This window comes from Pseudomonas sp. GW823-FHT03E05, from assembly GCF_058796855.1.
In genome coordinates this window covers 30160-50381 of record NZ_JBXAJB010000005.1, presented here as the reverse complement: position 1 = coordinate 50381, position 20222 = coordinate 30160, and the positions used below count along the sequence as shown (strand labels likewise).

Here is a 20222-nt window from a genome sequence, read left to right as displayed (position 1 = left end):
GGCTAATGCATTTCTGGGTTTTGTGGGGTTGGTTGGCAATCTGTGCGCTGCAGGATTTGCGTCAGCGGCATATTGCCAATGGTTTGACTCTTGGCGCCGCGCTCTTGGCGACGGTCTACCTGCTGTGGAGCGGCACGACCTGGCTGGGGGCCGGCGCGAGCCAGGGCGGTTGGGCGTTGTTGCTGGCGTTGCTGTTCACCTTGCCCGGCTACGCCAGCGGACGAATGGGCGCCGGCGACGTCAAGTTGATGGCGGCCCTGGGGCTGGCCTCCGGCCCCCTGTATCTGCTGGGGACGTTCATCGCCGCCGGTCTGTGCAGCCTGCTCTGGCTGCTTGTGCTCAGGCTCTGGCCCCAGCAGAAACAAGCACTTGATACCCCCGTGGCAGGGCGCGTTGGGAGGGGGTCAAAAAAATACCCTTTTGCCCCCTTTGTCCTGGCTGGAATGGTCTTAACTGTGAGCGTGATCCACTAGTCGCCGGACCCATTAATGCTATGTACATAGTCGGAAAGTAGGTCTAGGTTTTAAGTCGTGGCTGCCCGGATCATGCGTGGCAGCACAGGAGTGGCCAATCGGCGATTGGCCCGCACGGAGTAGCACGTGAACAAGCTCACCTCACAGATGAAGGTGCTCGTGGTCGACGATCAGCCCCTGATTGTCGAAGAGCTTTGCGAGTTCCTCGAAAGCAGCGGTTACCGTTGTGTCCCTTGCCAATCCAGCCGCCAGGCGCTGGAGTGCTTCAACAGGGACCCGGAAATTTCCCTGGTGCTCTGCGATCTGCACATGCCCGATATGGACGGCATTCAGCTGGTCCAGGAACTGCAACGGATGGCCGGCAAGCAGCGGGTGTTCGAAGCCATCATGCTCACCGGGCAGTCCGACAAGCAGGACGTGATCAAGGCCCTGCGCGCCGGCATCGCCGACTACTACCAGAAGCCCATCGACCTGGACGAACTCCTCGAAGGCCTGCAGCGTCAGGAGGTCGCCTTGCAGGAACGGCAGAAGAACCTGCACCTGGGGCACCTCAACCAGAAGCTGCAGTTTCTTTCCGAATCCATCGATGACCTGTACCAGGACCTGGACAAGGTCCGGCGCAGCCCGGCTACCAGCCGCAGCGAAGAGGCCCGGGGCGAAGGCGCCGGCGAAGGGGATGCCATCGAGATCCCGGCCATCTTCAACCAGCTGTCGCCACGGCAGCTGGATGTGGCCCGACTGGTGGGCAAGGGCCAGACCAACTACCAGATTGCCTGCGAGCTGGGGATCACCGAAAACACCGTCAAGCTGTATGTCTCCCAGGTACTGCGCCTGACCCACATGCATAACCGCACACAGCTGGCCCTGGCCCTGTCGCCGAGCAATTCCGGGCTGCGCCAGCGGGTGACTGCCCACTGAGCCTGCGGCGGCGAGCCGTTCGCCGCCGGTTGCGGGCTTTCTCCTACTTGGTTTCCACCTTGCCGCCGGCGTCCGGGTCGTACAGGTCCGGGATCTCGTATTTGTATTTCTTCAGCCAGCGCTGCAGCGCCAGCTCGCGTTCGGTGGGCGTGGCCGTCTGAGGCTGGGGCGAGGACGCCAGGTTGCGGTTCTGCAACAGTAGCCAGGCTTCGGTTTCCTGTTGCTGGGGTGAAGCAGGGCCGGCCTCGATGGCCTGGGCGGCCAGGGGCAGCGCCAGCAGGGCAGTGCAATAGAACATCGGCAGTTTCATCATCAGCGCTCCTTGGCGGGTGCGGCGTCTGGCTGCAAGGTGGTAGCGCCACTGGCGACCTGGGTCACCTTGGCGCGCGGGGCGGTCGGGGCCTTGAGCTCTTCGGCGCGGGCCTGGGCCTGGGCAAACTGCTGCGGGTTCAGGCTCGCCTGGCTGACCACTTGCGCGGCCTGCTGCCAGTTGTCCTGGTAGAGCAACAGGGTCACCAGGTTGATGGCCGCCAGGGGCTCGGACTGCTTGAGCTCGATGGCGGTGAGGAACTCGAAGCGCGCATCCTCGATGCGCAACTGGTTGAGGTAGACCACCCCCAGGTCATTGCGGATTTTTTCATTGGTCGGCGCCAGGCGCGCGGCCCGTTGCAGGTGCGCCTGGGCCTGGCCGTTGTCGCCCCTGGCTGCCGCCAACTGCCCCAGGCCGTGCTCGCCTTCGGCGGCCAGGCACGAGCCCAGCAGGCTGCGGTACAAGGGTTCGGCCTCACTGCGGCCCAGCAACCGATAGACTCGCGCCTTGCGTACGCGCACCTCGGCGAGGTTGTCCGGCAGGTTCTGCAGGTTGGCCAGGCTGGCGTGCAGCTTGCCATCGGTGGCCATTTCGTCGGCGAGGTTCACTGCCAGTTCCTGCTCGGAGCTGAGCTTGGCGCAACTGCTGGAGTTGGTCAGGGCCGCCCAGGGCGTCTGGCCGTTGCTGGCGCATCCTCCGAGCAGCAACAGGCCGGCAACGACAATCATGGCTTTCATCAGGTTCCCTCTTAGGAAGCGAAGGCCCGGGCGATGGCGGTGAAGCCTGGCCCGGCCAGCACGATCAACAGGGCGGGGAAGAGAAACAGCATCATCACCACCGACATTTTTGCGGACATTTTCGAGATGTATTCCTGCAGGCGGGTCAGGCGCCGGTCGTCCAGCAGTTGCTTGAGCGCCTGCAGCGATTTCATTGCCCCGCCGCCTTGCAGGATCAGTTGCTGGAGAATCACGCAGGTGTCGGTGAACTCGTCCACCGCCAGCAGGGTGGCGGTCTGGTTGAGTTCATGGCCCAGCTCCAGCCCCGAGTCGACACGGGCCAGGATCAGGCGCAGTTCCTGGGTCAGTTCCGGCAGCAGCTTTTGCGCTTCGCTGCTCAGTACGCGTAACGCCTGTTCCACTGCCATGCCCGACTCGAACAGGATGCGCAGCAGGGGAATGAAGGTCGAGATCTCCAGGGCGATGTGCTTCTGCCGGCGCTTGGCGGCGTAGGCCAGCGCGCGCTTGGGTAGCAGGTAGCCGGCACCGAGTGCCAGCATGGGTACCAGCCACTTGCTCTGGGCCTGGGCAAAGGCCACTTCCTGGATGAAGATCACCAGGCACACGGCCAGCACCGGCGTGGCGATCTGGCTGGCGGCGAACAGTGAGCGCTCTCTGGCGCGGCGCCAGCCCAGACGGTTGAGCAGGGTCTGGGTTTCACTGTCCATGCTCACCGCGCGCTGCCCGAAGCGGCTGTCGCCCAGCAGTCGCAGCCAGTTGCCCAGGCGGCTGTCGCGGGTCATGTTGCCCTGCAAGCGCTGGGCGATCTGGCGCTCGCGCCGGCGCTGTTCCAGCACACCGTTGCCAAGCAGCAGCAACGCCCCGAGAAACATCAGTGCAGCGGCCAGTACCAGCATTTCAGATGCTCCTCAACATGCGCCAAAGGGCCAGGCAGCCGAAGATCTGCAGGCACACCGCGATGATCAGCATTTTCTGCCCCGCGGAGTCGTGCCACATGCCCAGCATGTAGCCCGGGTTGGTCAGCATGAAGTAGCTCACCAGCAACAGCGGCAGGGTTCCCAGGACCCAGGCGGTCATGCGGGTTTCCCCGGTCATCGCGCTCAGTTGCCGCGCCCCTTGCTCGCGCTCGCGGATCAGCTTGATCAGGTTTTCCAGCAACTCGCTGGCGTTGCCGCCGTAGCGATGATTGACCTTCAGGCCCAGGGCGAACATGCGCAGTTCGTCCTGCTCGTAGAACTCGGCAAAATCGCTGACCGCGTCCGGCAGGTTGACCCCCAGTTGCACGTTGCGCTGGATGCGGCCCATGGCGTTCTTCAGCGGGTCGTTGCTGGCCTCGATGGCACCCAGCACGGCGTCCGCCAGGGTGCGCCCGGACTTCAGGCTGCGCACGCTGTGATCGAGCAAGGCCGGCAGTTGTTCGATCATGCGCTTGAGCCGGCGCTGATACAGCCAGGCGATATACAGCCGCAGCAGCAGGGGTGGCAGGAGGATGCCGCCCAACAGGCCGAGCCAGCTCGCCAGCACATAGCCCAGCAGCATCAGCACCACCCACACCGCCAGCCACAGGCCCAGGCGCTCGCTGGGCTGGCCGAGGCCGGCTCGGGCGAACGCGCGCTCCAGGCCACTCCAGGAGGTGCGTTGCGGCGTCAGGTCGGGCTGCCCTTCGGCCAGGCGGTTGAGCACTCGTTCCCGCTCGGTCTTGCGCACGCCGTGGTAGAACAGCCAGCCGGAAAGCCCCAGCAGAAGCAGGCAGATCAAGGTAAACAGCAGACCGATCATGGGCCACCTCGCCGGTTCAATTGACGCCCAGCCCGCTTTCGCGGCGCAGTTTGTCACCCGCAGGGTTCATCGCCTCGCGCAGGAAGCCGAAGCCGGTACGACGATCCAGGCGGAACAGGGTATTGGTGACGTAGATGTCGTCACGTATGCCCACCACTTCCACGACTTCGCTGACGCAACGCCGGCCATCGGGCATCCGGGTCAACTGGATCACCACATCCAGGGCGGCACAGATCATCTGCCGCAGGGTGCGCTCGGCGATCTGGCGGCCGGTCAGGCCCACCAGGGTTTCCAGGCGCAGCAGGGCATCCTGGGCGTTGTTGGCGTGCACGGTGCTCATGGAGCCGTCGTGGCCGGTGTTCATTGCGGTCAGCACGTCCAGTACTTCCACACCACGGATCTCGCCGAGGATGATCCGGTCCGGACGCATCCGCAGGGCGTTGCGGATCAGGTCGCTGGCCTTCACCTCGCCGTGCCCCTCGGCATTGGGCGGGCGGGTTTCCAGGCGGACCACGTGGGGGTGGCCCAACTGCAGTTCGGCCACGTCCTCGATGGTGACCAGCCGTTCATGGGGGTTGATCAACTGGCTGAGGATGTTCAGCAGGGTGGTCTTGCCGGTGCCGGTGCCGCCGCTGATCAGGATGTTGCAGCGCTTGCCCACCGCTTCCTGGATGAATTCGAAGATCGCCAGGTCGATGGTCTGCATGGCAATCAGGTCGCTGCTCTTGAGCATGTCCTTGCGAAACTTTCGAATCGACAGGCAGGGCCCGTCCAGGGCGATGGGCGGGATGATCGCGTTGACCCGGCTGCCGTCCGGCAGGCGCGCATCGACCATCGGCGAGGACTCGTCGAGGCGTCGGCCCAGGGGCGCGAGAATCCGCTGCATCACCCGCTCCACATGGTGGGCGTCGATGAAGCGCAGGTCGCTCTGGTGCAGCACGCCTTCACGTTCGACGAACACCCGATGCGGGCCGTTCACCAGGATCTCGGTCACCGCCGGATCGCGCAACAGCACTTCCAGGGGGCCGAAGCCGGTCAGCTCGTCGACGATCTCTTCGGCCAGCCGCTCCATTTCATAGCGCGAGATCGCCAGGTGCATGCGCGCGATGTACTCCGCCACCTTGTCGGTGACGAATTGCGAGAGGTTCTGCCGGGAGCTTTCCAGCAGGTTTTTCCCCGACTCTTCGATGGCATCGATGATGTAGCGATGCAGCACCAGCTTCAGGCCTTCGTGGTCGCTGTTGCCGGCGCCTGCGCGGGGTGGGGCGCCAAAGAGTTTTTCGCCGCTCATCTGCCCCCCATGATGCGATTGAGCCAGCCGGCCTTGGGCTTGGGCAGGCCCTGGGAGCGTTTCGCCAGCCGCTCGCCCAGGGTACGCAGGCTTTGGGTCAGGGCCTCGCGCGGGGCCAGTTCGAACAGGGTAACGCCCTGGTTCTTGGCGTTCAGTCGCACCTCGGGGCTGTAGGCCAGCACCGCGATCACCTCCAGGCCGAAGGTCTTGCCCAGGGTTTCGGAATCCGGTGCCACGGTGCGCAGGTAGCGGTCGACCAGCAAGCGCGCATGCTCGAGTTTCATGCCTTTTTCACGCCAGTGATTGAGTATGGCCAGGTTGCGCCGGCAGTCGAGCACGTTCTGGTCGGTGCACCACAGCAGCTTGTCGCAATGGCTGACGAAGGTACGCAGGGCCTCGCTGTCCGGCTGGCCGACAAGGTTCACCACAATGTGCTGGAAGTGCTGGCGCAAGGCACTGAGGAGCATGTACAGCTCCGCCGCGCTGGTGTGCTCCAGAGGCGCGTCGTGGCTGGCGTAGGCGAGGATCCGCAGGCCCGCCTCGGCGCTGGTGAAGGCGCTGTCGATCAGCGTGGCATCCAGGCGCCGCAGGTGGCGCAGGGCGTCGCCGAAGTGGAACGAGCTTTCCAGGCCCAGCAGCGCCAGGCTGTCGCCCCGGGGCAGGCCCAGGTCCAGCAGCAGGGTCTGCTGGCCGCTCTTTTGCACCACCAGCGCCAGGTGGCTGGCCAGGAGGGCGCCGTCGCCATCGCCCTGGGCGCCATAGAGCACGGTCAGGCCGCCCAGTTGCGTGTTGGGTGTCACTGCCGGCAGGCGTTTGCTCAGACGCCGGACCAGCCCGGCCACTTCACTGGAGCGCGAGCCGTAGGCGACGAAGTCGCGGGCGCCGGCGCGCATGGCATTGAGCACCAGCTGGTTGTCCATGCCATCACCGAGGGCGACGATCGCCAGCATCGGCTTGGCCTCCAGGGCGCCTTCGATCAGGGCCGCCTGGGCCACCACGTGTTCGCGATCGAGGCCGACGAACACCAGGTTGGCGAAGGTCACATCCACCAGTGCCAGCAGTTCGTCGAGACTGCCATCGGCACCCACGACCTGGCCCAGGGGCGCCAGGGCGCCTTGCAGCCACTCCAGGTCGGTGCTGTTGCGGGTGATGGCGAGAAACGTCTGGCTCAGGTCCTGGTTCATTGCGACAACCCGCTGCGCTTGTCGAAGTTGCCGTTCTCGAGGAAGAACATGCGGTAGAAGTTTGGGTCGTAGTTGCGCAGCCGTTCGCCGGGCAGGGCCGGCAGCTTGGCGTCCGCGGCCAGGGGCTGGACCAGGTGCGGAGTCACTACCATCAGCAGTTCACGCTCTTCGCGATTGATCGTGGTGTCGCGAAAGAAGGCACCGAGCACCGGAATGTCCCCCAGCCCTGGAAACTTGTTCACTTGAGAGCTGTTGTTGGTGCTGATCAGGCCGCTGATGACGAAGCTTTCGCCGTCGGCCAGGGAAATGCTGGTATCGGTGCGGCGTATGGTCAGCGCCGGGACTTGGGTCCCGGCAATGGTCACGGCGTTGCTGTAGTCCAGTTCGCTGACCTCCGGGGCAACCTTAAGGGAGATACGCCCGCGGTCGACGATAGTGGGCGTGAGGGTCAGGCGGATACCGAACTCCTTGTATTCGATGGTCACGCTGTTGCTGCCGGTGCTGGGCACCGGGATGGGGATTTCGCCCCCGGCCAGGAAGCTTGCGCTCTGGCCGCTGAGGGCCACCAGGGAAGGCCTTGCCAGGGTATAGGCGAAGCCGCTGCCTTCCAGGGCGTTGATCAGGGTCAGCACCCGGCCGTTGCCGAAGCCGATGTTGAAGGTGCCGTTGTCCAGCGGGATGTTGGTCCGGCGGCCGCCGAAGGTCGGGGTCACGCTGCCGGAGGTGCCACCGGTGACGGGGGCGGTGCCGGGTGCGCCGAACAGGAAGTTGTGCCCGCGGCCGAAGATCGAAACGCTGGCCTCCTTGAGCTTGGTGCGGCTGACTTCGACAAAACGGATGTCGGTCTGCACCTGGCTGGGCAGCAGTGGATCGTCACTGGCCGGCAGGCGGCCGGTGCTCATGTCGGCGGTGGCCCGGCCCTGGACAAACACCATGCTCTGGCGTGGGGTACTGGCACAGGCGGTCCAGACCATCAGGCTGGTGGCGCCGGGCGCCATGCCGGTGAGCAGGAAGGCTTTGTTGCCGGTGGTCTGGACGTCCGCGATCTTCGGGTCGCCCACCGCCAGGCGGGTGATGGCCACCGCAGATTGCAGCTCCTGCTGCAAGCCTTCGCCGATCTCCAGCGCTGCGGGCAACGGTGCCAGGCTCGAACAGCCTGCCACCGCCGCAGCCAGGGCCTGGGTGCAGAGCAGCGGGCCCAGGCTCAGGGTCAGCAGTACGGAGAACAGTGGCATGGAACGACTGCGCATGTAGTGCATCCTTGCTCAATCAGGGAGTTTGTTGAGTGACTTGGTTGCCCCGGATCACTTCCACCGCCGACCGTGCGGCGCCACCTTGGGCGGCCGGTGCGCGCGGGGCGCTGCCCAGGGCAAGTTGGGTGAACTGGAACAGGTTGCTGTTGGCGGCATCGAGGTGCTCGCGGGCTTCTTCGTTGCCGGCCCAGTAATGGGCCAGGCGCTGTTCCTCGCTGCTGCGCACGGCCAGGCGCAGCACTCCGACCTGAGTGGCGAGCATCAGCCGGCTCAAGAGCTGTTCGGGGACGGCCAGGACCACCGTGCGCGCATTCAGCCGGCGCTGGTCCTGCTTGAGCTTTTCTTCGTTGCTCAACCCGGGGGAGGCGGGCTGCCCGTCATTGGCCAGGCCCAGCTGTTCGCCGACAGCCAGCACGCGCATAGCGGGCACAGCGATCTGTGCCGACTGCTGCGGGTTGCTGGTGTCCTGGCGCAGGAACAGCACGACATCGACATAGTCCCCCGGGCTCAGTTGCCCGGCGGCGCCGATCACCTCGTCGACCGCGACCGCCAGGGCTCGTTCGTCGCTGTGAATCATCCGCGCCAGTGTGCCGCCGGTACTGAAGCTCTGCTCATTGAGCCAGGTGCCGGCATTCAACTGCCGCCAGGGTGTACGGCCCACCGCCTGGCTGATGGCGCTGAGGCTGCCGGCCGGCGCGGTACGCAGTTTTTCCAGCGCCAGATCGTCGGCGGCGAGGGGCACGAAGGGCGGCACATCGCGCACCAGCACGACCACCGGTTGGCGGGTCTGGTCTTCTGCGCTGGTGGTTGGTTCGACGACACTGGGCGCCACGGGTTGAACCGATGGTGCTGGTTCGGGTTTACGACTGAGAACCAGGCCCCAGTAACCGAAAAACACCGCACCTACCAGAAGAAGTCCGGCCAGACCCATGGTGAGGCGACTGTTCATGAAGGCTCTCCCTTTCCTGCTGCACTACCAGCCCGTGATTCCAAACGAGTTAATTTCGCAATCAGGCAGCTATGAACATGCAACTATTTCGCTATGTGAAGGTAGTAGAGCTAGGACGAAATGCCATTAACTCATCCAAAAATAGCTAACAAAGGTATGAGTCTGTCCACATGGGCAGGTTTTTTGGCACCTACCTTCCAATTAATACTTACTGACTAATCAGTTCTTACAGTTGCTGGGCCGGTCTTTGTTGACAATGCTCAGGTGGCACCGGGGAATTTGCCCGGTGCTGTTCCAACGGCGCCTTGCGGCGCAAGGAGAGCTAGGATGATTTTCCAATACTTGTTGCTCAGGGCGCGCCAGTTTTTTGACCGCACCGAAGGCGCATCCGCCATCGAGTACGCCATTGTCGTGGCCATGGTGGCCGTTGTGGTCGTGGCGTTCGTCACCCCCCTGGGCGATCGTGTTCTGGCCATTTTCAACAACATCCTGACTAACCTCGGAGGCACAACCGTCACCCGTCCTACCCCTTGAGCATGGAGGGGCCCAGCTGAGCAGCCGCTGGGCTGTGATCGCCCGACCTTCCAGCCCTCCGGGTCTCGTGCAGGCCTGCGGTTTGCCTAACCAAAGGCCTGCTGGTGGTTAGGTTCCGCCCGGCCGGCTGTGCATTGGCTGCGTTCACCCACTTGCATGAAGTTCACACCAGGGTACCGTCCATGACTTCCCCATCCTCACGTCAGCAACTTCTTCTGGTCGATGACGAAGAGGATGCATTGCTGGAGCTTGCCGAACTGCTCGAAGGCGAGGGTTTCTGCTGCTTCACTGCCACCTCGGTGAAACTTGCCCTGGACCACCTCACCCGGCATCCGGATATCGCCCTGGTAATCACTGACCTGCGCATGCCCGAGGAAAGCGGCCTGTCGCTGATCAAGCGCCTGCGCGAGCACACCGCGCGCCAGCACCTGCCGGTGATCGTCATGTCGGGGCATGCCGACATGGATGACGTCAGCGACCTGCTGCGGCTGCAGGTCCTGGACCTGTTTCGCAAGCCGATCTACCACGTGCGCCTGCTGGAAACCCTCAACAATCTGTTTCCCGAACCCCGGCTGCATATCGTTGGCCCCTGACCCCAGGGTTTGGCCGGTGCTGTCCTGGCGGCAAAAAAAGACCCGCTCGAAAGCGGGTCTCAGTCATCCGGATGCTCAAAGTTGATAGCTGAAGCTCAAGGTATAGCGTGGCTTGCGGTTGTAGGTGTCGAGGGCTTCATCGGACATTGGCTTGGCCGCTTCCAGGGCGATGTTGTAGTGCTTGGCATCACCGAAACGCAAACCGACCGCGGCGGATGACAGGCTGCTGCCCCTGACCGGCAGCTGGTTGAACCAGGTCTTGGAGCGGTCCAGCACCACATAGGGCTGCAGCACACGCACCCAGGGCCCCTCGCGGTTGAAACTGTAGTTCACTTCGTAGGCCACGCCCCAGCCCTTGTCCCCGGTCGCCTGGTCATCGGGGTAGCCGCGAGCGAAGTTCTGCCCGCCAAAGGACGCCCGCTCGCTGTCGGGCAGGTTGTCGTTGCTCCAGTACCAGGCGGCGGAAAGCACGCCTTGCCAATTGTCCAGGAAACGATCGCTCTGTACCCCGGCCAGGCGCAGGCGGAAGAAATCCAGATCATAGAGGCTGTTGTTGGTCTCGGCGCCCATGCTGTCCAGGCCCCGATACAGGCCGGCGCTGAGAATCCGCAGTTGGCGCGGATCGGACTTGCTCCAGTCCGCCTCAAGCGCCAGGGCGCGGATGTCGGTTTTTTCTTCCAGGGTCAGCGGGCTGTTGCTGACCCGGTAACGGGTCTTGTCATTTACTGCATACAGGCGTGTGCCGGCGGTGAGCATTTCATTGGGCGAGGCGATGAAAGGGTGGCTGACGCCGATGGAAAAGCGGTCGTTCTCCCGATGGGGCTCCAGCTCGATCCCGTTGTCCAGCTGCACGTTGCTCCGTGGGTCGGCGCGGTAGCGGGCGCCGTAGAGGCTCAGTTGCGTGCCTTCCGAACCCAGCAACTGGCTGTAGTCCAGGCGGTAGTAGTGTTCCTTGTCGTGGCCCGGCGGGAACAGCCCGCTGAGGCTGAGCTGTTCGCCCCAGGCGGTCTGCGAGTTGCTGGTGATGCCCACCAGGGCCTGCAGGCCGTTGCGGTTGTCGTCGGTGCTGTTGAGGGTGGTGGCGATGGCCTTGCGGCTGGCCACGGCCACCAGTTGGGTCGCGCCGTCGGTAGTGCCCGGTGGCGGCACTACCGCCTGCAGAGTGACCCCGGGAACCTTGCTCATCAGTGTGGTGTAGCGTTCGAAGGTCTTGCGGGTCAGCGGGCGCTCGGCCTTGAGTTTGCTCACCAGTTTTTCCAGGTAGGCGGATACCGGGCCGATGTCGCCCTGCAGTTGGTAGTCCCGGATGTAGCCTTCCACCAGCACTACCCGCAGCACGCCCTGGTCGAAGTTCTGCTGTGGCATGAAGGCGTAGGACAGCAGGTAGCCGTCCTTCTGATAGCGCCGGGTAATGCTGCGCGTGGCTTCGATCAACTGGCCGAAGCTGGCCTCGTGGCCGATCAGTGGCTGGTAGATCGCTGCCAGTTCTTCCAGGGGGTAGACCGTGCCGCCCTCGATCTGCACCTGGCGCACCGTGACCTTGGTGCCCATCATCAGCGGCTGCTGGCCTTGCGGCGCAGTGGGTTGCTCGGGCAGTTGCGGTTGCGGAGTTGCCGGGCGGTAGGCATCCACCGGCAGGTTGGGTTGGGGCAGGTTGTTGATGCTGTCATTGCTGTTGAGAAAGCGCGGAAGGGAGTCGGCGTAAACGGAGGTACAGCATCCAACTAACAACAAACTGGCCAACGTGCGCATAGGACACTCCATGGTCGAGCCGCAGCGGTGTAGAAAGTTCCTGGCTCCAGTTGCCGCTCGGGTCTTGGCCACGATCTGGCTCTGGATGCTTGTCTCTGGATAAACAAAAAGGCGAGAGACTCATGGGAATCTCTCGCCCTCAACCAAGCGTAGGCGCTGCAGGTGAGGCCGTCGAATCGGCCAGGTGCAAATTATTTCTTGTTGCCGCCCAGGGCGCCGGTCAGGCCGCCGAGCACGCCACCCAGGCCGCCATTGAGGCCCGCACCGGCAGAGGCACTGCCACTGGCGCTGGCGTTGGCGCCAAGGCCACCGAGCAAGCCGCCACTGGGCGCTGTGCTGCCGTTGACCAGGCCGCCAACCGAAGCCACGGTGTTGCCCACGGCTCCAAGGGTGCCGCCCAAGGCGGTACCTATCGGATTGGCGCCACTATTGCTGGCCACGCCCGCGCCTACGTTGCTGACTGCGCCGCCCACCTGGCCCAGAAGACTGCTGGTCGGGCTACCCAGGCCGGTAGCTGCACCTACTTGCTGAGTCAGGCCGGCGACCGAACTGGTGACGGGGTTCAATGCCGAACCCAGGCTCACTCCGACGCTGGCCAATGGTGCAGTGACTACCAGGTTAGGGGTACCACTGCCGCCCAGAGCGCCGCCTACCGAGGCGATCAGGTTGCCGGCTGCCGCTCCGGTGACCCCGCCTGCGCTAACGGTACCGTTGGTATTGCCGGCATTCAGGCCGTTGCTCAAGTTGGCCACTGCACCGCCGACAGTTTCCAGCAGGCCGTTGTTGCCGCCGAGGCCACTGCCATTCCCGGTTCCGCTACCCGAGTTGCTCACATAACCGCCGGCAGTGCCCACGGCCGTACTTGCGTTGCTCAGGGTGTTGCCCAACAGATTTGTTACAGGGTTGCCGTTGCCAGCGTCAGTGATCTTGTTACCGGTGCTGTCCACGGCCTGAGCTACGCCATTGAGCAGACCTTTTACAGGGGAGCCAAGACCGGTGGCGCCGCCGATATTGCCGGTCACGTCTTCCGCCAGGCTGACCACTGGAACCAGTACCTTGTCGCCGACATTGTCGGTCAGTGTTCCCAGAGGTCCGCTGCTGGTGACGGTGCTCAGGGTATTACCGAGCATGGTCACCCGGGTGCCTACGCCGCCGACTACCGGAGCCACCCTGGTCACCAGGCCACCCACTACCGGAACGCTCTGGGTGGTGGTTGCCAGTTTGCCGCTGAGGTCGGTGACCCCGGTACCCACATCGCTGACCACGTTGCCGACGGTGGCGGTGGTCTTGCTCAGGGCCTTGGGATCGGTGCCCAAAGTGCCGAGGCCGTTGGTCAGGCCGTCACCGACGGTGTCCACCACGTTGCCGGTGGTGTTGACGGCGCTTTGTACCACGCCTCCAACCACGGGTACGGTGGCCAGGGAAGTGCCCAGGCCGCTGACACCGGTACCGACGCCACTGAGGGTGGTACCCAGATCCGAGACCAGGCTGCTGGTCGTCAGGGGAGTGGTGGTACCGCCAGTTCCTCCGGTGCCGCCAGTTCCACCTGTGCCACCTGTGCCTCCGCCAGTGCCGCCGGTACCGCCTGTGCCTCCACCGGTACCACCAGTGCCACCTCCAGTGCCTCCTGTTCCGCCGGTGCCGCCACCAGTGCCACCGGTGCCGTCAGTACCGCCGCTGGCACTGGCTGGCGAACTGCTGCCACCACTTTTATGACCGCCACCACCGCCGCTGCAGCCTGCCAGGCTGAGGGTCAGGATCATGGTTATTGCCGTTAACGCTTTCCATCCGAATTGAGTTTTCATGTCTGGTATTCCTTGCACCTGTTACAACGTTCGTTGTTTTCGATAGCTCTCCAGTTCTTGCGCTGGAGATACCTTCGTCCGTTGTCTACATAAAAGGCGCAGGGAATAAATTGAACAATTATGAACTTGGTATTAATGACTTATTTTGTTCGGTTAATTGATTTACAAGTAGCTAGTCTCAAAGTATTGGTTGGCGCTCCTAGTGTGTGATGAATTGTTTTAAAACAATGATTTGATGTTTTGTAGTGCCCTTGAAAAGTTCTCGTTCAACTAAAGTTATATATACACAATTAATAGGCAGTTTTTGTGCTGAGCTCGCGGTACTTGCACTTTTTCGCTGGCGTTTAATGGCTGGCAGGGGGATGGGATGGTGGCCTGGTTTATACTGCGCCGCCCAAAACTCTCTGGAGCTCAATATGCTGACGCCTGTCTGGTGGCTGCTGTGCCTGCCGTTTGTTGCCGGAGCCTTTCTCGCCCTGCAAGCCGGAATCAACGGTCAACTGGCCAAGCAGGTCGGCGGGGTGCTGGCTGCGGCCCTGATCTCTTTTTTCGTCGGCACCGCGGCGCTGCTGGTGCTGGTGGTGCTGCAGCGCGAAATGCCGACCCTGGGTGCCCTCAAGGGCCTGACCTGGTGGCATTGGTGCGGCGGCCTGCTGGGGGCGTTCTTCATTACCACGGCCGCCTTTGCCGGGCCGCGGGTCGGCGCCCTGCTGTTCATGTCGCTGGTGCTGGCCGGCCAGTTGAGCATGGCTCTGGCGCTGGACCACTTTGGCTGGGTAGGGTTTCGGGAAGCGCCGGTCAGCCTCGGCAAGATTGCCGGATTGCTGCTGATCGTCGTCGGGGTGGTGCTGATCCGCCGGGGCTGAGGCCCCTCAGGCGATGGGCTGCCAGTTGCCCAGCATATGCTGCAACTCGCCGCTGCCCAGCAACTGCAGTTCTCCGCTTGAACCCCCGGCACTGGCCAGCAGGCGTACTTCGCCGGGCAGCAGCACGGGCTTCATGAACTGCACCGTCACTTCGATGTTCGCTGCTGGCAGATGCTCGCTCAGGGCTGCCAGGGTGCGCGCCTTGTTCCACAGGCCATGGGCGATGGCCTGGGGAAAGCCGAACAGCCGGGCGCTCCAGGCGCTCAGGTGGATCGGGTTGTAGTCGCCGGAAACCCTGGCGTAGCGCCGGCCGATATCGCGCTCGGCGCGCCAGCAGGCGACTTCGCCGAGGTTGTCGGCGTTGGGCAAGTGTTGGCTGGAAGGTTCTCCCGCCAACTTGACTCCACGGCAGAGCATGCGGCTTTGCGCTTCCCAGAGGGGGCCCAGCAAATCGTCCACTGTGGTCACCAGGTCGAATGTTGCGCCTTTGGCGTGGGGTTGCAGGTTGCACACCTGGACCCCGATTCGAACGCTGCTGACATTGCCCATGGGGCGCAACACACGAATCCTGTTGCCCAGGTGAATCAGCCCCAGCAGTGGAAATGGAAAGTCCCGGGCAGTGAGCAACTGCATCTGCAAGGGAAACGCCAGTACATGAGGGTAGGTCGCGGGCAGCAGGCCGTTATCGGCAAAGCCGCAGACCTTGCGGTAGCCCGCCAGTTGCCCGGGGGCCAGGCTGATCCAGCAGCGCAGGCCGTATTCGGGTAACTGCGTGCCGTTGATCCGTCGGCGCATTGCCGCTTTGAGAAACAGCGGCGGCAGAGACGCGGGCAGGTTCAGTTCGTGCCAGTGTGCAGTCATTTTCAGGCCCCCAAGAGACTTTGTCCGCAGACCCGCAGGGCCTGCCCGCTGACGGCGCCGCTGCCCGGCTGGCCGAGCCAGGCCACCGCTTCGGCAACGTCCTGGGGCAGGCCGCCCTGGCCCAGGGAACTCATGCGCCTTCCAGCTTCGCGCAGGGCGAAGGGCACCTTGGCGGTCATCTGGGTCTCGATGAAGCCCGGCGCCACGGTATTGATGCTGATATCCCGGGCGTGCAGCAGCGGCGCCCAGGCCTGGGCCAGGCCAATCAGCCCGGCCTTGCTGGCGGCGTAGTTGGTTTGCCCGCGGTTGCCGGCGATGCCGCTGATGGAGGCCAGCAGGATCACCCGGCCATGGTCGTGCAGGCGTGCGCTGTCCAGCAGGGCCTGGGTCAGCACCTGGGGCGCATTGAGGTTCACCGCCAGCACCGCGTCCCAGTATTCCGGGGTCATGTTGGCCAGGGTCTTGTCCCGGGTGATGCCGGCGTTGTGCACCAGGATGTCGATGCCCTCCGGCAGTTGCTCGATCAACTGTGCCGGAGCGTCTTCGGCGCAGATGTCCAGGCAGATGGCGCGGCCGCCGAGACGGGCCGCCAGGGCTTCCAGGTCGGCCTTGGCCTGGGGCACGTCCAGCAGCAGGACCTGGGCGCCGTCCCGGGCCAGGGTTTCGGCGATGGCCGCACCAATGCCGCGGGCGGCGCCGGTGACCAGGGCCTTGCGCCCGGCCAGCGGGCGGCTCCAGTCCTGGACCTGGGTCGCGCAGGGCTGCAAGCGGATCACCTGCCCGGAAACGTAGGCGCTCTTGGGCGAGAGAAAGAAGCGCAAGGCGCCTTCCAGCTGTTCTTCCGCTCCGGCTGCCACATACAGCAATTGCAGGGTGGCGCCGTTGCGCAGTTCCTTGGCCAGGGAGCGGCTGAAGCCTTCCAGGGCGCGCTGGGCGCTGGCGGCGAAGGGCTCGTCAAGGGTTTCCGGGGCGCGCCCGAGGATGACCAGGTGGGCGCTGGGCTCGAGGTTTCTCAGCAGTGGCTGGAAGAATTCCCGCAATTGCTTGAGCTGGTCTGTGTGCAGCAGCTCGCTGGCGTCGAACACCACGGCCTTGAGCCGGGGCCCGTGGCCGGGAATCCAGGGGGTGGCCAGGGACGGGTCGGCGCCATAGCTGTAGATGCCATCGGTCAGGCGCGGCGCCAGGGCGGCCACCTGCTGTGCCAGCGCGCCGCCGCCGAGCAACAGCGCACCTTCGATAGGCCGCAGGCGACCGGCTTGCCAGCGCTCCAGGCGTACCGGCGACGGCAGGCCAAGAGCCCCGACCAGGCGCTGGCCGATGGACGAGTTGGCGAAGTCGATATAACGGTCAGACATGGAACGCACTCCGAAGGTTGGGGTTCAAAGTGTGGACCATGAATGGCCCTGGGTCGTTCGATCGGCCAGATCCCTCCTACGCTGGAGGAGGTACCCACCGCAGTCGCACTCACAGAATAGGGAGCTTTCCATGACACAGCTGCGTCGCGTCGCGATTATCGGCGGCAACCGCATCCCCTTCGCCCGTTCCAACGGCCCCTATGCCACCGCCAGCAACCAGGCGATGCTCACCGCCGCCCTGGAGGGCCTGATCGAGCGCTACAACCTGCACGGCCTGCGCCTTGGCGAGGTGGCCGCCGGTGCCGTGCTCAAGCATTCCCGGGACTTCAACCTGACCCGCGAATGCGTGCTCGGCTCGCGGCTTTCGCCCACCACCCCGGCCTACGATATCCAGCAGGCCTGCGGCACGGGCCTGGAAGCGGCGCTGCTGGTGGCCAACAAGATCGCCCTGGGGCAGATCGACTGCGGCATCGCCGGCGGGGTGGATACCACTTCGGATGCGCCGATCGGGGTCAACGAAGGCCTGCGCAAGATCCTGTTGCAGGCCAACCGCGCCAAGAGCACCGGCGACAAGCTCAAGACCCTGCTGCAACTGCGGCCCCATCACCTCAGGCCGGAACTGCCGCGCAATGGCGAGCCGCGCACCGGCTTGTCCATGGGCGAGCACTGCGAGCAGATGGCCAAGACCTGGAACATTGCCCGCGCCGATCAGGATCAACTGGCCCTGGAAAGCCATCAGAAAATGACCGCCGCCTACGCCGAAGGCTGGCAGGACGACCTGATCACTCCCTTCCTCGGCCTGACCCGGGACAACAATCTGCGCCCGGACCTGACCCTGGAAAAGCTCGCCAGCCTCAAGCCGGCCTTCGACCGTAGCGCCAGCGGCACGCTGACGGCGGGCAACTCCACGCCCCTGACCGATGGCGCCTCGCTGGTGCTGTTGGGCAGTGAAGCGTGGGCCAGGGAGCGGGGCCTGCCGGTCCTTGCCTACCTGCGCGACGGCGAGGCCGCGGCGGTGGATTTCGTCAACGGCGCCGAGGGGCTGCTGATGGCCCCGGTATACGCCGTGCCGCGCTTGCTGGCGCGCAATGGCCTGAGCCTGCAGGACTTCGACTACTACGAGATCCACGAAGCCTTCGCCGCCCAGGTGCTGTGCACTCTCAAGGCCTGGGAAGACCCCGAGTACTGCAAGGCCAGGCTGGGCCTGGAGGCACCTCTGGGCAGCATCGATCGCGCCCGGCTCAACGTCAAAGGCAGTTCCCTGGCGGCAGGGCACCCGTTTGCCGCCACCGGCGGGCGCATCGTCGCCAACCTGGCGAAGCTGCTGAGTGTGGCGGGGCAGGGGCGCGGGCTGATTTCCATCTGTGCCGCGGGCGGCCAGGGTGTGACGGCGATCATCGAGCGCTGAGGTTCGTGGCCTTCCCCGGCCCGCCGGCTCCTACACAGAAATGCCGCCCATTCGTAGGAGCCGGCTTGCCGGCGAAAGCGTCTTCAGGTCTTGAAGCGCCGTACCAGGGCGTCCAGCTCATTGGATAGCCCCGCCAGGCTCTGGGAGTCCAGGCGCGCCGAGTTCGCCAGTTCCGCCACCAGTTGCGCATCGCCATGGATCTGGCTGATGTGCCGGTTGATGTCTTCCGCCACCTGATGCTGCTCTTCGGCGGCGGTGGCGATCTGGGTGTTCATGTCGCGGATCACGTCCACCGATTCGCGGATCTGCCCGAAGCTGTTGCGAGCCAGGCCGATGCGGTTCACCGACTGCTGGGACACTTCCAGGCTGGCGTGCATCTGCTGGGTCACGGCGCTGGTGCGTTTGGCCAGGTTGCCCAGCAGCCCGTCGATCTCGGCAGTGGAGTCGGCGGTACGCTTGGCCAGGGCCCGCACCTCGTCGGCCACCACGGCAAAACCGCGACCCTGCTCCCCGGCCCGGGCGGCCTCGATGGCCGCGTTCAGCGCCAGCAGGTTGGTCTGTTCGGCGATCGAGCGGATGGTGCCGAGGATCGACTGGATGTCGGTGCTGTCGCGTTCCAGTTGCTGCATCGACTGCGCCGACTGTTCGATCTCCTGGCTCAGGCGATCGACGCTGTGCACCGCGTCATCGATCTGCTGCTGGCCTTCCCGGGCCTGGCGCTGGCCACTGTCCGCCGACTCGGCGGCCTGGCTGCAGGAGCGGGCCACTTCGTTGGCGGTGGCGACCATTTCGTGGAAAGCGGTGGACACCATGTCCACCGCTTCGCGCTGGCGCCCGGCGGCTTCGGCCATGTCGCTGGAGACCTGGGTCGAACTGTGGGAAGTGGCGAGGATCTTCTGCGCGGCCTGGCCGATGCTCTGGATCAGGTTGCGGATTGCTGCCAGGAACTGGTTGAACCAGTTGGCCAACTGCGCGGTTTCGTCGCTGCCACGGATATTCAGGCTGCGGGTCAGATCGCCTTCGCCTTGGGCAATGCCTTCCAGGCCACTGGCCACGCCGCGGATCGGCCGCACGATGAGGCTGGCGAAACTCGCCCCGAGCACTGCGAACAGCACCGCCAGGATCGCGGCAATACCGGCGATGATCCAGGTCAGCTGGGTGGCCGCGCCCATGACTTCGTTCTGCTTGATCAGGCCGATGAAGGTCCAGCCCAGTTGCTCCGAAGGCCAGACGTTGGCCATGTAGTGCTCGCCGCCCAGTTCCACCTGCACCAGGCCCTTGCCGGCCTTGGCCAGTTGCGCGTAACCCTCGCCGAGGCTGCCCAGGGCCTTGAAGTTGTGCTCCGGCTGCTTGGGGTCCACCAGCACCGTGCCGTTGTTTTCCATCAGCATCAGGTAGCCCGATTCACCCAGCTTGATCTGTTTGACGATCTCGGTGAGCTGCTTGAGCGACACGTCGACTGCGACCACGCCGCCCTGGGGGCCCAACTGGTTGGCCAGCGAGCGCACGGTGCTGACCAGCACCGCATCGTCGCTGGCCCAGTAATAGGCCTCGGTGCGCAGGGTCTTGCCCGGGTTGGCCTGGGCGGTCTTGTACCAGGGGCGTACGCGGGGGTCGTAGTTGGCCAGCTTCAGGTCGGCGGGCCAGGAGACGTATCCGCCGTTGCTCACGCCATAGGACACATAGGAATAGGCAGGATGGCTGGCGGCCATGGCGGCGAACAGCTCGAAGATTCGTTTGTCCTGCTCGCCTTCCGGGGCCTTCGCGGCATCGGCGCTCATCCAGGTCTTGAGGTTGTCGCCGGCCTGGGTGATCAAGGGTTGAGCGGCCAGGTAATCGATGTTCTGGCTGATGCCTTCGAAGAACAGCTGCATGGCGTTGGCCACTTGGCGGATCTCGCGGCCGCTGCCGTCGACGAAGGTGTTTTCGGCCTCGCTGCGCAGGTTGATCACCACCAGCGTGGCTACCAGCACCACGGGCAGGCTGGCGATAACGGCAAAGGCCCAGGTCAATTTCTGTTTGATGTTCATCCGCGCTCCAGTTTTTTGTAAGACCACGAAGTGCAGGCGACTCGCGGATTTATCGGCAGCTTGAAAGATGACGCTGATTGCATCCCTGGGGTGAAGTCGAGCCCGCGGCGATCGAACCTTGGCC

At 64.4% G+C, this 20222-nt stretch carries 19 protein-coding genes and 1 pseudogene; 6 read left to right on the top strand and 14 right to left on the bottom strand.

Annotation, left to right across the window (positions count from 1 at the left end; all coding sequences use genetic code 11):
• Nucleotides 1–5: 5 nt before the first annotated feature.
• Nucleotides 6–473 carry a prepilin peptidase gene (locus AC1RCO_RS20670; RefSeq protein ID WP_401155915.1) on the top strand — a complete coding sequence of 156 codons (468 nt, stop codon included), beginning with the start codon at nucleotides 6–8 and terminating at the stop codon, nucleotides 471–473.
• Between the two features lie 126 nt (nucleotides 474–599).
• A complete protein-coding gene (locus AC1RCO_RS20665) occupies nucleotides 600–1391 on the top strand; it encodes a response regulator transcription factor (protein ID WP_065364925.1) in 792 nt (263 codons plus the stop codon).
• 43 nt (nucleotides 1392–1434) lie between these two features.
• On the opposite strand, the gene AC1RCO_RS20660 is transcribed toward AC1RCO_RS20665, so the two are convergent.
• Genes AC1RCO_RS20660 through cpaB form a run of 8 tightly spaced genes read right to left on the bottom strand, consistent with a single transcriptional unit; the run spans nucleotide 1435 to nucleotide 8894 of the window.
• The gene (locus AC1RCO_RS20660; protein ID WP_015634009.1) at nucleotides 1435–1704 is read right to left on the bottom strand and encodes a DUF3613 domain-containing protein; all 270 of its coding nucleotides are present in this window, start codon (nucleotides 1702–1704) and stop codon (nucleotides 1435–1437) included.
• A complete protein-coding gene (locus tag AC1RCO_RS20655; RefSeq protein ID WP_492618003.1) occupies nucleotides 1704–2438 on the bottom strand; it encodes a tetratricopeptide repeat protein in 735 nt (244 codons plus the stop codon). Before AC1RCO_RS20655 ends, AC1RCO_RS20660 begins: the two co-directional genes overlap by 1 nt.
• An 11-nt stretch (nucleotides 2439–2449) precedes the next feature.
• Nucleotides 2450–3334, bottom strand: a complete 885-nt coding sequence (locus tag AC1RCO_RS20650) for a type II secretion system F family protein (protein WP_011059062.1) — start codon at nucleotides 3332–3334, stop codon at nucleotides 2450–2452.
• A gap of 1 nt (nucleotide 3335) precedes the next feature.
• On the bottom strand, nucleotides 3336–4217 hold the full coding sequence (locus tag AC1RCO_RS20645) for a type II secretion system F family protein (protein ID WP_492618002.1): 882 nt from the start codon (nucleotides 4215–4217) through the stop codon (nucleotides 3336–3338).
• 16 nt (nucleotides 4218–4233) lie between these two features.
• Nucleotides 4234–5508 (bottom strand): TadA family conjugal transfer-associated ATPase, encoded by a 1275-nt coding sequence (locus AC1RCO_RS20640; RefSeq protein ID WP_011059064.1) that lies wholly within the window; start codon nucleotides 5506–5508, stop codon nucleotides 4234–4236.
• A complete protein-coding gene (locus AC1RCO_RS20635; protein ID WP_015634013.1) occupies nucleotides 5505–6692 on the bottom strand; it encodes a CpaE/TadZ family protein in 1188 nt (395 codons plus the stop codon). Before AC1RCO_RS20635 ends, AC1RCO_RS20640 begins: the two co-directional genes overlap by 4 nt.
• Nucleotides 6689–7942: a type II and III secretion system protein family protein gene (locus tag AC1RCO_RS20630; protein ID WP_065364945.1), complete on the bottom strand. Its 1254-nt coding sequence runs from the start codon at nucleotides 7940–7942 to the stop codon at nucleotides 6689–6691. Before AC1RCO_RS20630 ends, AC1RCO_RS20635 begins: the two co-directional genes overlap by 4 nt.
• Before the next feature lie 19 nt (nucleotides 7943–7961).
• The gene (gene cpaB / locus AC1RCO_RS20625; RefSeq protein ID WP_065364926.1) at nucleotides 7962–8894 is read right to left on the bottom strand and encodes a Flp pilus assembly protein CpaB; all 933 of its coding nucleotides are present in this window, start codon (nucleotides 8892–8894) and stop codon (nucleotides 7962–7964) included.
• A gap of 327 nt (nucleotides 8895–9221) precedes the next feature.
• On the opposite strand from cpaB, the gene AC1RCO_RS20620 reads away from it, so the two are divergent.
• Both AC1RCO_RS20620 and AC1RCO_RS20615 read left to right on the top strand, forming a co-directional pair.
• On the top strand, nucleotides 9222–9428 hold the full coding sequence (locus AC1RCO_RS20620; RefSeq protein ID WP_011059068.1) for a Flp family type IVb pilin: 207 nt from the start codon (nucleotides 9222–9224) through the stop codon (nucleotides 9426–9428).
• A gap of 182 nt (nucleotides 9429–9610) precedes the next feature.
• On the top strand, nucleotides 9611–10021 hold the full coding sequence (locus tag AC1RCO_RS20615) for a response regulator (protein ID WP_011059069.1): 411 nt from the start codon (nucleotides 9611–9613) through the stop codon (nucleotides 10019–10021).
• Nucleotides 10022–10096: 75 nt separating this feature from the next.
• Here the strand turns inward: AC1RCO_RS20615 and AC1RCO_RS20610 are convergent, their stop codons facing one another.
• Nucleotides 10097–11773 carry a ShlB/FhaC/HecB family hemolysin secretion/activation protein gene (locus tag AC1RCO_RS20610; RefSeq protein WP_492618001.1) on the bottom strand — a complete coding sequence of 559 codons (1677 nt, stop codon included), beginning with the start codon at nucleotides 11771–11773 and terminating at the stop codon, nucleotides 10097–10099.
• Between the two features lie 191 nt (nucleotides 11774–11964).
• A complete protein-coding gene (locus AC1RCO_RS20605; RefSeq protein ID WP_492618000.1) occupies nucleotides 11965–13578 on the bottom strand; it encodes a collagen-like triple helix repeat-containing protein in 1614 nt (537 codons plus the stop codon).
• Nucleotides 13579–13994: 416 nt separating this feature from the next.
• Here AC1RCO_RS20605 and AC1RCO_RS20600 point away from each other — a divergent pair, with 416 nt between their 5' ends.
• The gene (locus AC1RCO_RS20600; RefSeq protein ID WP_011059072.1) at nucleotides 13995–14444 is read left to right on the top strand and encodes a DMT family transporter; all 450 of its coding nucleotides are present in this window, start codon (nucleotides 13995–13997) and stop codon (nucleotides 14442–14444) included.
• A gap of 6 nt (nucleotides 14445–14450) precedes the next feature.
• Here AC1RCO_RS20600 and AC1RCO_RS20595 read toward each other — a convergent pair whose 3' ends face one another.
• Nucleotides 14451–15305 carry a MaoC family dehydratase gene (locus tag AC1RCO_RS20595; protein ID WP_123473036.1) on the bottom strand — a complete coding sequence of 285 codons (855 nt, stop codon included), beginning with the start codon at nucleotides 15303–15305 and terminating at the stop codon, nucleotides 14451–14453.
• 2 nt (nucleotides 15306–15307) lie between these two features.
• Complete coding sequence (locus AC1RCO_RS20590; protein ID WP_492617999.1) at nucleotides 15308–16660, bottom strand: 3-oxoacyl-ACP reductase; 1353 nt, start codon at nucleotides 16658–16660, stop codon at nucleotides 15308–15310.
• Nucleotides 16661–16790: 130 nt separating this feature from the next.
• On the opposite strand from AC1RCO_RS20590, the gene AC1RCO_RS20585 reads away from it, so the two are divergent.
• The gene (locus AC1RCO_RS20585) at nucleotides 16791–18068 is read left to right on the top strand and encodes an acetyl-CoA C-acetyltransferase (protein WP_492617998.1); all 1278 of its coding nucleotides are present in this window, start codon (nucleotides 16791–16793) and stop codon (nucleotides 18066–18068) included.
• A gap of 83 nt (nucleotides 18069–18151) precedes the next feature.
• Here AC1RCO_RS20585 and AC1RCO_RS20580 read toward each other — a convergent pair whose 3' ends face one another.
• Nucleotides 18152–18880, bottom strand: coding sequence for a methyl-accepting chemotaxis protein (locus tag AC1RCO_RS20580; protein WP_370511280.1), 729 nt, complete (start codon nucleotides 18878–18880; stop codon nucleotides 18152–18154).
• A 129-nt stretch (nucleotides 18881–19009) separates the two neighbouring features.
• Nucleotides 19010–19942 (bottom strand): annotated as a pseudogene (locus tag AC1RCO_RS20575) (cache domain-containing protein); the annotation flags it as partial.
• Nucleotides 19943–20222: the final 280 nt, after the last annotated feature.

Coding starts and splice junctions, on each gene's coding strand:
- AC1RCO_RS20670 (WP_401155915.1), top strand. CDS start 6: ATGCATTTCTGGGTTTTGTGGGGTTGGTTGGCAATCTGTGCGCTGCAG.
- AC1RCO_RS20660 (WP_015634009.1), bottom strand. CDS start 1,704: ATGATGAAACTGCCGATGTTCTATTGCACTGCCCTGCTGGCGCTGCCC.
- AC1RCO_RS20655 (WP_492618003.1), bottom strand. CDS start 2,438: ATGAAAGCCATGATTGTCGTTGCCGGCCTGTTGCTGCTCGGAGGATGC.
- AC1RCO_RS20650 (WP_011059062.1), bottom strand. CDS start 3,334: ATGCTGGTACTGGCCGCTGCACTGATGTTTCTCGGGGCGTTGCTGCTG.
- AC1RCO_RS20645 (WP_492618002.1), bottom strand. CDS start 4,217: ATGATCGGTCTGCTGTTTACCTTGATCTGCCTGCTTCTGCTGGGGCTT.
- AC1RCO_RS20640 (WP_011059064.1), bottom strand. CDS start 5,508: ATGAGCGGCGAAAAACTCTTTGGCGCCCCACCCCGCGCAGGCGCCGGC.
- AC1RCO_RS20635 (WP_015634013.1), bottom strand. CDS start 6,692: ATGAACCAGGACCTGAGCCAGACGTTTCTCGCCATCACCCGCAACAGC.
- AC1RCO_RS20630 (WP_065364945.1), bottom strand. CDS start 7,942: ATGCGCAGTCGTTCCATGCCACTGTTCTCCGTACTGCTGACCCTGAGC.
- cpaB (WP_065364926.1), bottom strand. CDS start 8,894: ATGAACAGTCGCCTCACCATGGGTCTGGCCGGACTTCTTCTGGTAGGT.
- AC1RCO_RS20620 (WP_011059068.1), top strand. CDS start 9,222: ATGATTTTCCAATACTTGTTGCTCAGGGCGCGCCAGTTTTTTGACCGC.
- AC1RCO_RS20615 (WP_011059069.1), top strand. CDS start 9,611: ATGACTTCCCCATCCTCACGTCAGCAACTTCTTCTGGTCGATGACGAA.
- AC1RCO_RS20610 (WP_492618001.1), bottom strand. CDS start 11,773: ATGCGCACGTTGGCCAGTTTGTTGTTAGTTGGATGCTGTACCTCCGTT.
- AC1RCO_RS20605 (WP_492618000.1), bottom strand. CDS start 13,578: ATGAAAACTCAATTCGGATGGAAAGCGTTAACGGCAATAACCATGATC.
- AC1RCO_RS20600 (WP_011059072.1), top strand. CDS start 13,995: ATGCTGACGCCTGTCTGGTGGCTGCTGTGCCTGCCGTTTGTTGCCGGA.
- AC1RCO_RS20595 (WP_123473036.1), bottom strand. CDS start 15,305: ATGACTGCACACTGGCACGAACTGAACCTGCCCGCGTCTCTGCCGCCG.
- AC1RCO_RS20590 (WP_492617999.1), bottom strand. CDS start 16,660: ATGTCTGACCGTTATATCGACTTCGCCAACTCGTCCATCGGCCAGCGC.
- AC1RCO_RS20585 (WP_492617998.1), top strand. CDS start 16,791: ATGACACAGCTGCGTCGCGTCGCGATTATCGGCGGCAACCGCATCCCC.
- AC1RCO_RS20580 (WP_370511280.1), bottom strand. CDS start 18,880: ATGGTGTCCACCGCTTTCCACGAAATGGTCGCCACCGCCAACGAAGTG.